The organism is Gaetbulibacter sp. M240, assembly GCF_043876815.1.
Classification (GTDB): Bacteria; Bacteroidota; Bacteroidia; order Flavobacteriales; family Flavobacteriaceae; genus Gaetbulibacter_A.
In genome coordinates this window covers 34,548-48,394 of the sequence record NZ_JBAWKA010000006.1, presented here as the reverse complement: position 1 = coordinate 48,394, position 13,847 = coordinate 34,548, and the positions used below count along the sequence as shown (strand labels likewise).

The 13,847-nt window shown below is 38.0% G+C and carries 10 protein-coding genes; 4 read left to right on the top strand and 6 right to left on the bottom strand.

Translation table 11 applies throughout. From position 1 onward, the window contains the following. Positions 1-14 precede the first annotated feature (14 nt). From V8G61_RS14685 to V8G61_RS14670, 4 genes are all read left to right on the top strand, one after another. A complete protein-coding gene (locus V8G61_RS14685) occupies positions 15-1,364 on the top strand; it encodes a glycosyl hydrolase (protein WP_394876650.1) in 1,350 nt (449 codons plus the stop codon). Between the two features lie 95 nt (positions 1,365-1,459). Continuing rightward, positions 1,460-2,299, top strand: coding sequence for a T9SS type A sorting domain-containing protein (locus V8G61_RS14680; protein ID WP_394876649.1), 840 nt, complete (start codon positions 1,460-1,462; stop codon positions 2,297-2,299). A gap of 101 nt (positions 2,300-2,400) precedes the next feature. Next, entirely contained in the window at positions 2,401-3,813 is a 1,413-nt protein-coding gene (locus V8G61_RS14675; RefSeq protein WP_394876648.1) for a sulfatase-like hydrolase/transferase, read from the top strand. Between the two features lie 5 nt (positions 3,814-3,818). Next, entirely contained in the window at positions 3,819-5,351 is a 1,533-nt protein-coding gene (locus tag V8G61_RS14670; protein WP_394876647.1) for an arylsulfatase, read from the top strand. A gap of 9 nt (positions 5,352-5,360) precedes the next feature. Here V8G61_RS14670 and V8G61_RS14665 read toward each other — a convergent pair whose 3' ends face one another. The 6 genes from V8G61_RS14665 to V8G61_RS14640 all read right to left on the bottom strand — a co-directional run bounded on the left by V8G61_RS14665 (position 5,361) and on the right by V8G61_RS14640 (position 13,844). Further along, entirely contained in the window at positions 5,361-7,103 is a 1,743-nt protein-coding gene (locus tag V8G61_RS14665) for a glycosidase (RefSeq protein ID WP_394876646.1), read from the bottom strand. Positions 7,104-7,105: 2 nt separating this feature from the next. Continuing rightward, positions 7,106-8,035: a carbohydrate kinase family protein gene (locus V8G61_RS14660; protein WP_394876645.1), complete on the bottom strand. Its 930-nt coding sequence runs from the start codon at positions 8,033-8,035 to the stop codon at positions 7,106-7,108. Positions 8,036-8,200: 165 nt separating this feature from the next. Further along, a complete protein-coding gene (locus V8G61_RS14655; protein ID WP_394876644.1) occupies positions 8,201-9,367 on the bottom strand; it encodes an MFS transporter in 1,167 nt (388 codons plus the stop codon). Between the two features lie 11 nt (positions 9,368-9,378). Then, positions 9,379-11,244 carry a trehalase family glycosidase gene (locus V8G61_RS14650; RefSeq protein ID WP_394876643.1) on the bottom strand — a complete coding sequence of 622 codons (1,866 nt, stop codon included), beginning with the start codon at positions 11,242-11,244 and terminating at the stop codon, positions 9,379-9,381. Beyond that, positions 11,241-12,479, bottom strand: a complete 1,239-nt coding sequence (locus V8G61_RS14645) for an MFS transporter (RefSeq protein ID WP_394876642.1) — start codon at positions 12,477-12,479, stop codon at positions 11,241-11,243. The genes V8G61_RS14650 and V8G61_RS14645 overlap by 4 nt, the downstream gene beginning before the upstream one ends. A gap of 12 nt (positions 12,480-12,491) precedes the next feature. Next, complete coding sequence (locus tag V8G61_RS14640; RefSeq protein WP_394876641.1) at positions 12,492-13,844, bottom strand: MFS transporter; 1,353 nt, start codon at positions 13,842-13,844, stop codon at positions 12,492-12,494. Positions 13,845-13,847: the final 3 nt, after the last annotated feature.

The following is a 13,847-nucleotide window of genomic DNA, read 5'->3' as shown; positions in this document are numbered from 1 at the left end:
AAACACATAGAAAGATGAAAAAGTATATATCGATAATCATATTTTCAATACTACTTATAGGATGCGAAAAGAACGTTATAGGTGATTTTGGTGGTGAGGCCGCAATACCTGTTGATTTAGAAGATGGGTCGAATCAGATTTCCGAGGAAGCCAAATTAAAAAAGAGAGGTGCTTCTTTCACCAGCGGGAGTAAAGATTGGTCTTATAAGACCAGTGACCTTAAAGCCCATTGGATGTATAGCTGGGGAAGACTACCCCAAGAGGAAATGCCTGCCAATGTAGAGTTCGTGCCAATGTTCTGGGGTAAAGGATCTGTGAATGATGAGAACCTTGCTAATGTTAAGCAATATATTGACGATGGCACAGTAAAGTATGTTTTAGGCTTTAACGAACCAGATGGCGCAACTCAGGCCAATATGTCTGTAGACGAAGCCATTGCCCTTTGGCCTAAATTAGAAACTCTAGGTGTTCCCCTGGGATCCCCTGCAACTGTCGACCCACTAAATGGTTGGATGGACGAATTCATGAGACGTGCAGACGAATTGGGATTACGTGTAGATTTTGTAGCAGTTCATAGCTACGGAGGTCCGAATACTTTAAGTTTGATCAATAAACTGAAAAACACCTATAACGCTTACAACAGACCCATTTGGATCACAGAGTTTGCGGTAGCCGATTGGAGTGCAACTTCACCAGAAAACAATAGGCACAGTGACCAGCAGGTTCAGGATTTCATGACAGAGATCTTACCAACACTTGACCAGATTGATTACATCCATCGTTACTGTTGGTTCCCATTTAGTGGAAATGCACCTCAGGGGACCTCATCTGCGCTTTTTGATGAGGAGTCTAATCTGACACCATTAGGAAATATTTATGCTAATCACAACCCTAATTTGGAAATAGGACCGGGCCAAAACACTGATTATGTACCCCCAGTAGATCTGGGACAGTTGATTATAAACGGAGGCTTTGAATCAGGAAGTACAGACCCTTGGGGAGGTTTTAAAAATCGAATATCAGGTAAAACTCCAAAATCAGGAGCCTTTTGTGGTGAAGTTGAAAATGGTGATGGATCCTTGTTTACGGTAGCACCAGTAGAGGCTGGGAAGACCTATGTTCTAAAATTTTCCTCAAGATGGTTAGAAACCGTTGCAAACTCCTTCCAACCTGTGTTAAGAAATAATGATGGTAACGCATTGCTACTTAGATTGGACCCTGTTCCACTCGGCGACTCCTGGGCAGATACCGTTTTTGAATACACAGTACCCGATGGAGTTAGCGAATTAAAAATTGTGTTCTATAAAGGACAAGGATTCCCTCCTTTCTTTTTAGATGATGTGTCATTGAAGGAAAAGCAATAAAAAAATTTAATCTAGTGCAGCTTTTACAAGTTAGTTTAGTTTGTAGAAAGCTGCACTTTACCTAACTAATTAATTAACCATTAAATACGATTATTATGAAAAAAATTACTTTATTACTATTAATGACCATCGGACTGTTCATGTTTTGTAATGGACAAGTCGTTGTATGGGATGAAAACAATGAAAGCCCCGCCACGGTTGGTGATGGTGCCAATACTTTAGGCTATCAAACCAGTGGGGGTAGTGCTACTATTGAGCTTGGCACTGCAACAGGATTAAATTCAGGCGGAAATCAAGTTGTAAAAGCGATACACGCTACAAGTAATGATTTATATCTAAGATCTAAAAATTTAGCGGTAGCCCCGGGCGACGTTTTTACTGTACAATTTGACATTTCAACCACCAATGGCGTTCATGTGGTATCCATGAGATACACCACCGATGATTCTGCTGTCGGTGCCTTTGCCAATCAACCTGATAGTCCCGCAACGACAACGAATGGTATGCAAAGTGGAGCAAATATTGGTAGAATAGTTGAAAACAATCCGGGAGAAGTTACAACAACTTCAGCTACCTTTACGGCCCCGGCAGGGACTTATAACAATTGCAGAATACAAATTTACAATTTTGGTACTGCAAACACCGTAGAAGTCGACAATTGGAGAATTGAAAAAACATCCGCTTTATCGATCACTGATCTTGAAAAATTCAACTTTAAATCCTATCCAAATCCAACAACAGATTACATTTCTATATCTGCAGCTAAAAACATAAATAAAGTTGAAGTTTATGATCTATTAGGCAAACAAGTACTAACTAAAACCATTACAGACACCAGAGATAACATTAATGTCTCAAATTTAACTGCCGGTTTATATATCATGAAAGCTTATATTGAGGATGCTCAGGGCACCTTCAAATTTGTAAAACAATAAATATATTGAGGTATTAATAGCGTCAATTATTCTGATAGAGGTTTCTCATTTACAGAAACGGAAACCTCTATCTTTTTTAATCCAAAATCGAAAATTAATTCATGTCAAAATATCTTTATCTGTTATTTTTTGCTGTTTTAATGGTTTCCTGTATCAAAAACGTAAAACAGGAATCTTCAACAGCCACAGGTGAAAATAATAAACCAAACATTATCATCATTCTGGTTGATGATGCCGGTTATATCGATTTCGGTTTTATGGGGAGTAAGGATTTGGAAACCCCACATATAGACACTTTAGCTAAAAACGGAGTGACATTTACGGATGCGCATGTGACATCTACTGTATGTGCGCCATCTCGCGCTGGACTTATGACCGGAAAATACCAACAACGCTTTGGTTTTGAAGCTAATGGTACGGGCGACAAAAATACCGGAGATGTTGGTTTATCTGAAGGTGTTACTACAATGGCAGACGTATTTAAGGAACATGATTACAGCACCGTAGCTATCGGAAAATGGCATTTAGGTGCTAATCCATCAGATCAACCTAATCAGAGAGGATTTGAAGATTTTTATGGATTTCTCGGAGGAGGCAGGTCGTATTTCCCGCTGGAGCAGCCATCTGAAGAACATATGTTACAACACAATGGTAAACGCATCTCCTTTGATGGTTACCTCACAGATGTTCTGGGCGATTATTCTGTAAATTATATCAAAGATCATAAGGATACACCCTTTTTTATGTATTTAGCTTACAATGCCGTACACACGCCGATGGAGGCTAAAAAAGTTGATCTAGAAAAATTTAAAGACCACCCGCGCCAAACTCTGGCCGCCATGACCTGGTCCTTAGACGAAAATATTGGAAAACTATATAATAAACTTAAAGACCTTAAGCTTCTGGATAATACCTTGATCTATTTTTTAAGTGACAATGGTGGTGCAGCAAATAACAGGTCTGATAACGGTGAATTAAAAGGTTGGAAAGGCAATGAATTTGAAGGTGGGCACCGCGTGCCTTTTATTGTGAGTTGGCCAAAAGCTTTTAAAGGAAATCGAAAATTTAACGGCTTAAGTTCTTCACTCGATATTTTTCCTACAGCTCTAGCAGCAGCTGAAATAAAAAAGGACAGCAGTATGATACTCGATGGCGTGAATTTACTTCCTTTTTTGAAGAACCAAAAAGAAGGCAATCCACATCGCGAATTATATTGGCGAAAGTTAGATGACGCCGCCGCTCGTTTAGATGATCTCAAATTAATTCGATTGGATAATTACGGAGCTGTTATGTATAATTTATCTGATGATATTGGGGAAACCCATGATTTATCATATCAGGATTCTGTATCCTTCAACCTTCTTAAAAACAATTTACAGACTTGGGAATCACAAATGGAAGCTCCAAAATGGGATGAGGGGAAAGCCTGGATGGATGTGACGTATCACATTCATAAACAACTGATGCAAAACAAAAAGGTCAAATACAAGAGTCCGCGAGAAAAACACGAATAATATTTATGAGAAAAGTTCTAATTTTTAGTCTTGTATCATTGGTATTTTTGTTCTGTAAAAAGGAATCAGCCGACTCAAAGACCTTCACAGAAAAATCCAAACCAAATATCATTATATTTTACGTCGATGATTTAGGTTACGGCGATTTGAGTTGCTACGGTGCTAGTGAAGTTCAGACACCTATTGTGGATAGTTTGGCGAATAATGGCATTCGATTTACCGATGCTCATTGTACTGCTGCTACGTGTACACCTTCAAGATATTCATTAATTACAGGTGAATACGCATTCAGAAAAAATGCCGCTATTTTACCGGGTGATGCACCATTGCTGATTAGCCCGGAAGCTCCTACCTTGCCAAAAATGTTACAAGATGCCGGATATAAAACCGGTGTCGTCGGGAAATGGCATTTAGGTCTTGGAAAAGGTAATGTAGACTGGAATACAGATGTTAAGCCAGGGCCTCTGGAAATTGGCTTTGATTATAGCTTTTTAATTCCCGCAACTCCGGATCGTGTGCCTACTGCCTTTTTAGAGAATCACAAGATCATTAATTTAGATCCGAATGATTCCTTAAAAGTCAGTTATAAAAAGCCTTTTAACAACGAGCCAAGAGGTTTAAAAAACCCTGACATGCTGCGAGTAGAAGCTGACAGAGAACATAGCCAGGCCATCGTAAATGGTATTAGCCGAATGGGATATCAAACAGGAGGAAAATCTGCCCTTTGGACCGATGAAGATTTCCCAATTATTTTAAGTAGTAGAGCCAAGGATTTTATTGAAACGAATAAAGATCAACCTTTTTTCTTGTACTTCGCCTTTCCTGAAATTCATGTCCCGCGCTTACCGCATAAAAAATTTCAAGGTGCTACCGATATGGGAAAACGTGGCGATGCTATCGTTCAAATGGACTGGGTAACAGGTACTATTATGGCAGAATTGAAGCGTTTGAATCTGGATAAGAACACGCTGGTTATTTTCTCAAGCGACAATGGCCCTGTTTTGAACGACGGCTATGAAGATGGCGCCATAGAACTTCTGGGCGACCATAAACCAGCAGGTCCCTTTCGTGGTGGTAAATATAGTGCTCTTGAGGCTGGTACAAGGGTCCCTATGATTGCATACTGGCCTGATAAAATTAAATCTCCCGGTGTTAGTGATGCTTTAATATCTCAAATTGATTTATATGCCTCGATAGCAGCTTTACTGGAAGAACCGCTAGAACCGGGTGAGGCTATCGACAGCAAAGATGAATTGGACGCGCTACTCGATGCTTCTAAGCCGGGCAGAACTATTTTACTGGAGGAATCTTTTACCATGGGTCTCAGAAAAGGTGATTATAAATACATTCAACCTATCGGTGAAAAAGATAGTCCCGGTTGGATGGACACCAAAAAAATACCTCTGGGCTTTAAAAAAGTACCACAGCTTTATGACCTTTCTAAGGATCAAGCTGAAATACAGAATATAGCCGAAAGTCATAAAGACCTTGTGAAAGAAATGCAGGCCAAGATTGATAGTATTATAAATGTGAAATAAGTTTTTGACCTAAAAATTTAAAATCTTAGACACAGCCTTTTCAGTATAAGATATTTTAAAACTAAAATCTTTTAATTGAACCTCTAATTGGGCCTTATCTTCACCATGGGTCCAGCTAAAGACCAATTGATCATCAGAAACATTTGGAAGGTCTAATGAACCATTAAAAGCATTCAATGTATTTCTTAGCCGGATAATCTCCAGTTGATTCAATACAACATCTTGCTTTAAACCTTCCTGAATATCCTCCAAAGAAAGCGTTGTCCGGTTAATTTCTTTATGACCGCCACTTCCCCCCTGGTCTGCTGCTTCGTAATTGTTTTTTCCAGCGAAAATATCCAAATACCAAATTTGCGGAATTCCCGGCATAAATAGTTGGATAGCACGAGCTAACAGTAATTTTTTTGGGTCTTCACCTAAAGCACTAAAAAAGGTCGCATTAACCTGATAATACGAAATTTTCTTTCCTGAAGGGTCGTACAGATTCTTTACGCGGCCGCCGCGAGCCATAACAACATCCATAATAGCCTCAATATCCTTATCCTCTAAAAGCCCTTCGTGATATGAGCCATTAAGGGTCTTACCTTTTAAATCCAAAACAGGAATACCATCATGGCACCCCAACATATTCACTGTTTTATAGTTTTTTTTAATAATTTCTTGTGCCCACTTTTTTATTGCGGTACCAGATTTCGTTTCCAGAGTGTGGATCATCAAACCCGGTAAAAAAAAGTCATAAATCTGATAACCCTCCTGAGCGACTTCATCATGAAGATGAACACCATATTCAGCATGAATTTCAGGCAAAAGGGTTAATTGGTGTTTATCTGCAATCCGTCGAATCCGTTCTAAATAGTCCCAGGTACCGGGAATATTAAAAAAATTAGATTGCCCAACCTCTTTATGCAAATATGCAAAGGCATCTAGGCGTAAAATTTTACAGCCATAACCGGCCAATTTTGCTAGAGTCTCTTCGTAGAAATCCCAAACCATCGGCGATTTAGCATTCACATCCATTTGACCTAAATAGCTTCGCTTTTGTTTAACGTTTTGGAGGATCTCAGTTCGAAAAACATTCAAATCCCCAAATTCGATCTCAGCTAAGGGTTTTGCACTATCAATGGCCGAATTGATTTTTTTACAAATCAATTCAGCCCCGTCTAAAGTTAATCCCTCAACATTTTTTAGATCATTGATAGTTATTTTGTTGTTCGTAATTTCTTGGTAAAAAGTATTCCAATACGGTTGTTCTGATCCATCCGGAAAAGGCACTTTCAAAATTGGTAAGCCAGATTTACGCATGAATAATTTATTCAAGTATTGAGGCTCAGGAATAATGATTCCGTCTTCATTCATTTCACCATAACCGTCCCAAAAGTGATTCCAATTAATGAAAAAATCCTTGTATTCCGAATTATTTCCATATTTCAAAAGGTCCTTGAATTGTGGAGAAGCTACCGATAAATGATTGAGAACTATATCAAATTTTAATAATACACCCAAAGCCTCAAGGGTATCAAGATCATTTTGGGAAACTAGTTCTTTATTCAGACCATAATCAATTATCGAAAACCCCCGATCAAGATCACTATTAAAAAATGTAGGTAAAACATAAAATAAGGAAAACGTGTCTTTAAACTCCGGAAGTTTTAACATGGCTATAGTATCGCTTAATTTTGAGCCGATACTATCGGGGTACGCATTCAGCATGACCCCATTTATAAGTCCTGTATTTGTATGCTTTTGCTTCATTATTATGATAATAGTTTTGAGAGAATATTGATATTATCAGGTAATCGTCCAACATTTTGAAGTTTCAATGCAGCTAATTTCAATGCTACTTCGAGGCATTCCTGAATTGGTTTTTCTTTTATTCGAGCGAATAAAAACCCAGACCAAAAGGCATCACCGGCTCCGGTAGTATCCATGACCTTTTCAATTTTAATAGCGGGCAAAGTAATAATCGACTTGTTTGCCTGTGAACATTTAACACCTTCGCTCCCCAGAGTTAAGCAAACCGTTTCTACACCTTCATTATGAAAAAATTCAAATATTTTATCATGAGGTAATTTTTCCTCAAAAAGCCGGAACATATCATCTTCACTGATCTTCACCAAAGGATTAAATTTACAATAGGACTTGATCACTTTTATGGCCTCCTCTTTATCCGGCCATAATTTTTCAGAGTAGTTCATGTCTATACTGAGGGTACAGCCTAAACGTGAGGCTTCTTCTGCCTTTTCAAGAATGGTGCTTTGCGCCGGTTTTTTACATAAGGCGAAACAAGTGGTGTGAAAAACCTGCGTATTTTCAAGGGTTTTTGTCGGTATCTGATGTGGTTCAATACAATAATCGGCCTGGCGGTATGGTAAAAAATCAGGTGTCCCACTGGAGCGTGAAACAAAAATAACACTAGTTGCTTTATCCTTCCGAACTTGAATATGGTCTGTATTAACCTGTACTTCTTTAAGTCTCTGAAAAATATACTCCCCAAAACCGTCATCGCCCACCGTAGCTACTAGTGCAGCATTGAGACCTAATCGCGCCGAATTCATAACCACATTGGTTGGAGATCCGCCTAAATAGCGGTGATAATCCCGTGTATCATTCAATAAAACACCTTCTTGATGCCCTATGAAATCGATAAGCACTTCACCAACACATAAAATATCGATAGCTTTCAAAATTCTTCTTAATATTAAATAATTTAAATCCTAAAGTCTAAAACCTCAACAATATACATCTATCTCTTGTTTGTCCGTTTTTCAAGCAATAGAAAATGGTACAAATGCCATCGAAAACGTTTTCGATTTCGGTTCCTTTTAATGAAAAATCAGCCAATAAAATTATTATGACCTGGTCGTATTTTTCAATTTAATAAATGCTATCAATAAGGCAACAGTTAATAGACACATAAGAAATAAAAAACTGGCCCAAAGACTAAATTGTTTTGAAATAAAGCCCAAACCTACAGGACCTAACAAAAATCCTAAAAACCCCATACCTGAAACAAAAGAAATGCCCTGTGAGGAGGAAACACCTTTTGTATTTCCGGATATTCTGAATAATTCCGGAATAATGACAGAAAGGCCCAGACCCAAAAACGCAAATCCAAATAGAGATACATAAAACTGACCCGTTAAAATAGCCATAAAGGCAAATACAGCGATCAAAATTCCCCAGACTATAATTTTTAACGATCCTAATTTTTCACTTACAGAATCACCAAAAAAGCGCCCTAAAGTCATACACGACGAGAATAAGATAAAGCCTAAACCAATTTGACTGTCTTTAGTAACCTTAATAATCTCAACCAAATATAAAGTGCTCCAATGTTCAATTGAGCCTTCACTACCCATAATCACAAAGGTTAAGAAGGCCACTACGAACAGGGGTTTTAAATGCTTCAAGGAAAAGTGACTTTTTTCTTCAGGATGACTATCTTCCTTCACCTTAAAATAAAATGGTTGCAACAACACATTGGTAAGCACAATAAGTAAAGCCATACAAGCTATATGGTACATCGGGTTTGAAAACAAAGGCATTACTAAACTTCCGATAATAGCTCCGATAGCACCACCAAGACTAAAAAAACCATGTGCAGCCGACATAAAATGGCTTAGGTCTTTTTTTTCGGTAACTGAAACCAAAGCATTCATAGTCACATCGGTAATACCTAAAAAAATACCCACTAAAAACAAGGTTGCGCAAAGCATCACAAAACTAGTAACCACAAATGGAAGGATGTAGGCCACAGAGAACATTACGACTGCAAAAAAGGAGATTTTCCCTAGACCAATGTGTTTACTCAACCAAGGAACTACAGGAATAAAAAGCAATACCCCTAAGGACAAACAAAATAAGCCGATCCCGATCTGCGCATCATTCAAGGTCAGTTTTTCTTTTATATATGGAATATAAAGTACCCAGGTTCCTACCATAAGATTTACCGATGCGAATAACCACGTAATTGAAAAGTATTGAATATTCGAGAAAATGACACGAAGTGACCCCATAATGTGTTAGTTTAAAATAAATTTTCAGGTGGTTCTAAGCGGTTTAGTGCATCCACATAGCGTTTGTCCATAAGGGATAAGCCATATTGGTAAGAGGCATTCATCCACCCAAAGCCTTCCTGTGACATATATTCAAAATCGGTTCCTACATTACCATATTCTGAAAACACTTTGTGTGTCGCTTCAACCACATCATATTTCTCAGGAATGGTTCCATTATAATCCACGGCATTTTTAGTAATCATAAATAACCATCGGTATATGAGTTCCTGAGCCTCCGCATTAAAGCCATAATTCATTAAGCCTTTCCAAATCATTATTTGATGCGGGGCCCAACCATTAGGGTAATCCCATTGTCTGTGCGGACGAGTTTCACTAATTTCTCCTCTGCTTTCCTCTGTGCTTCCGGCAACTCCACCTTTTTCTTTAATCAGTGGCAAAGCATTCTCAACCAATTTTTTAGCTTGATCAGCACTAGCCATCCCACACCACATGGGAGTAAATGTGGTTGCAGAGACAAATGTAGATTGGCTTTTTATAATGTGATTAAAATCAAAATACATGCCTCTACTTTCATTCCAGCAAAGTTCATCCATATGTTTTTTTCTTGCCAATGCCTTTTCTTGCCAATAACTACTGGTATAAGTTTTTAGTGGTGATTCGAATGTATCATCAAAAACACCGCGTATCAGCGCTGCAAAATCCATTTCATATTTAAAAAGCATAGCATTTAGTTCTACTAAATTCAAGTCGGCACAATTACCTTCAATTCGATATGAGGTATCATGCCCGGATTCGCGAACCGTGCGATCATGAAGAAAATATATATCTAAAAAATCATTTTGAATTTGTCTTGACTGATAACTGCGGATGTAAGCATTGATGGATAAACCTTCCTTTTCTGCAAACGGTTTTAAAACGGCATCAAAATGCCCTTCCTCGGCTTCCGGACTTATGCCGATCCCTTCTGCCAAATACCGATTTAAACCATTTTTTGTCAAGCGCTTTCCATCTACCATCCAAACAGTCTCATATTCTTTTATGGCGGTTTCCAGATGAGATGCTAACCAGCTCTTGTCTTGCGTTATCTCGAAAACCTCTCTTATTAAAGTAGAATAAAAAGGTGGTTGTGTTCGAGTTAAATAATAGGAGCGATTTGCATTTAAAATTTTTCCGTAGTGGTTTATTTCATACTGAAAGTTATCTGCCATGGCTTTGGCTAATTCGACCTTTCCATCCAACATTAAGCCAACCGACTCAAAATAACTATCCCAACCATACATTTCATTAAAGCGCCCACCGGGCACCACAAAAGGCACGCCTTCCATTTTACCATTATGATCTTCTAATTTTAAAGATAATATACCGGGCTTGTGATTAATTGATTTTACATATTCCGGTGTGATATCCTCCGGTAATTTTACGGTAACAATGGGAAGATCATTTTCCAGAACCTTGTAATAATCATAAGCTAATGAATCTTTATAAGGCACATAAATAGGTAGTTTCTCTGCGGTAAGGGAAGCGTTCTTCGAGTCGGACACCAGACTTTTAACACCTGTTTTATCCATCCTTCTGGTTAAGCCATCCCAATAATAATCACGGATCATTCTGGAAATACGATGTACCGGTAACTCTTCAATTTTATCCAAAGAAATTTCGGCTTGAACTTGACCACGTTGTTTCGCTATGACGAGCTCTTGTAAAAGGTTCGATAAATGATACGTGCCTTTAACCTCATACACTTCTCCGGACTCTGAGGTAATCTTAAAGACTTTTGGCCCTTGATCTTCAACGGTAATTTTTTTATCCTGATCGGTATCTTCCTGGTCTAGTAACGCATGAAGCGTATCAGCTATTGGTAATTTAAAAATCATGATAGTATTTCTACTTTATGTTTCGACATCTTATCAATTTTTATTACAAAAATTATGAGCAAGACCATGGGGATCAACAAGAAATAAAAAGCGTTTGCACCACCAATATGTTGGAATAATTCTCCAACAATTCTTGATCCCAGGGTTCCGCCAAGAGCGGAAAAAATAATAATTAGTCCTGACATTGGTGAATGTAAACTTTTTGGTAATGAACTAAGAACGGTAGAATTTAAGAGTGGATAGATAGGTGCTATAAACAAACCTATTAAGGGTAAAATAAAACCTAAATATGGCACATCTGTTATACTGGTTATTTCTGTGGTAATGGCGTTATCTATTATTAATTGTGGCAACACATAAACCAGAATGGAACCTGAAATTACCACACAAATGATCACGAGATAGACCCATTTAATGTATTTAGTTAAAAAACCTGCAATAAAACGGCCTAAAGCTAAAGATAAGGCTAATATACTGGCCATTTGGGTACTTAGAACAGAATCAAATTTAAATATTTTCTTATTGAATGTGGGTAACCATGACATAATCCCCTGTTCAATCATCACAAATAAAAATGCAGAAATAATGAACACTAAAACCAAGGGTACCACAATTAATTTTCCCGATTGTTTGATATCTTCGATGAGGGTGGTTCCAATGGCTTCAACTTCATAATCGAGCTTTGAAAAAAGCAAAAAGATAAAGGATACGGCAATTATACCGCACAATACATAATAAACGTTTAACCAGGAATCCATATCTGATTTATCATTAAAGAAGGCTGGAAACAAAAAATAGGCACTGGCTATACCTACCATGAAAAACCCTTCAATGGAACTCATCATCGCAGCGTGTTCTTTTTTTGTTTCGGTAAGTATCCCTATTAAGGAATAAACAGATAGTTTTATAAGCGCAAAACTAACGCCGATCGAAAGAAATAAAATTTTTGTGTAATAGAATGAATTCCCGGAGATCATAAGTAAACAACCCAGAAATACTACAGCCAAACCTGCAAGCATGGCTTTCTTATATCCAAAACGAGGTAAAAATGATGCCACCAAAAACGACACAATAGCAATTGGCAAGTCCTTAAAAGCCTCTAGAACCGAAGCCTGAGACTCTGTGACCTTATAAACCGTAATAGAACGTTCAATCACAATGCCGACACTATTTAATAAAATGGCGAAGACAAAGTAATTGAGATACACAGAAATTTTAATCCCTAAATTTTTCATAGTGCTTTGGTTTTAATGTCCTCCTCCTACAGGTAGTATGGGTTCATCATCATCCAAATCAGAACTGGGGTCTTTAATCCTAATAGCCAGGAAGGCCGATATAATAAAAAATACACCAGCAAAAATAATAGCATTGACAGCACTATTATTGAGTAAGTATTTTTCGATCGGACCGAATGTTAAGGTCTGGATGAACATGGGAATCACGATCATCATATTTAAAATACCCATATAAACACCACGACGATCCTGTGGAACTACTTTAGAAACCATGGAGTAAGGAATTCCCATCATAGCAGCCCAACCTATACCGAATAAGATCATAGGCAAAATCACGTAGAACGGATCATGAATATAAGGAATGCTTAGAAGCGCCATCCCTGTTAAAAACAAACTTAAAACATATACCTTCTTACCTCCATACTTTAAAGCCAGTGGCACTAAGATCATAGCGAATACCACCGTTGATATGTTATAGGTTGTATTCATTTTAGCCGCCTGGCTCAAGGCCTGAGATTTATTGAACAGCATACTTTCCTCGAACATCGGCGATATAAACTGCCAATAGACAAAGAGTGCGTACCACTGAAATAAATATACAGCAGATAGCTTCCACATTAATTTTGGCATATCTTTTATAGCTTCAATAATTTCAAAAAACGGTGTTTTAACACGATCTATAAAAGGCATTGCATTATGTTTTTTGATCACCTCATATTCCTCATCCGAAGGTGGTATTTCCGGTGTTTTTAACACGGACCATAATATGGTAATGACTGACAAGGAAGCTCCAATAAAAAAAGAATAATATAGCCATTTTGGGATTCCTATTGCCGCTTTTGCAGCAACCTCAGCACCACCAAACCAGTCCTGATATAGAAAAATAGAGACATTCGCTAAAACGATTCCAGCACCTACAAATAAACTTTGCATTTGATATCCAAAACTCAACTGTTTATTTGGTAATTTATCCCCAACAAAAGCTCGGTAAGGCTCCATAGCCATATTATTACCCACATCTAAGATCCATAACAATCCTACGGCAAACCAAAGTGAAGGACTATATGGAAATGCAAATAGACATAAACTTCCTATAAGGGCGCCGATTAAAAAGAAGGGTTTCCGCCTCCCCCACCTTGGCGACCAGGTCTTGTCTGAAATGGCACCTACAATGGGTTGTATAATTAATCCGGTTATCGGGCCTGCCAAATTTAACAAAGGTAGTTCATCGTGATGTGCTCCTAAAAATGAAAATATAGGATTAACTGCGGTTTGTTGTAACCCAAAGCTAAATTGAATGCCAAGAAATCCGACATTCATATTAAAAATTTGCCAAAAGGTCAACGCGGGTTTTTTTAGTGTCATCTT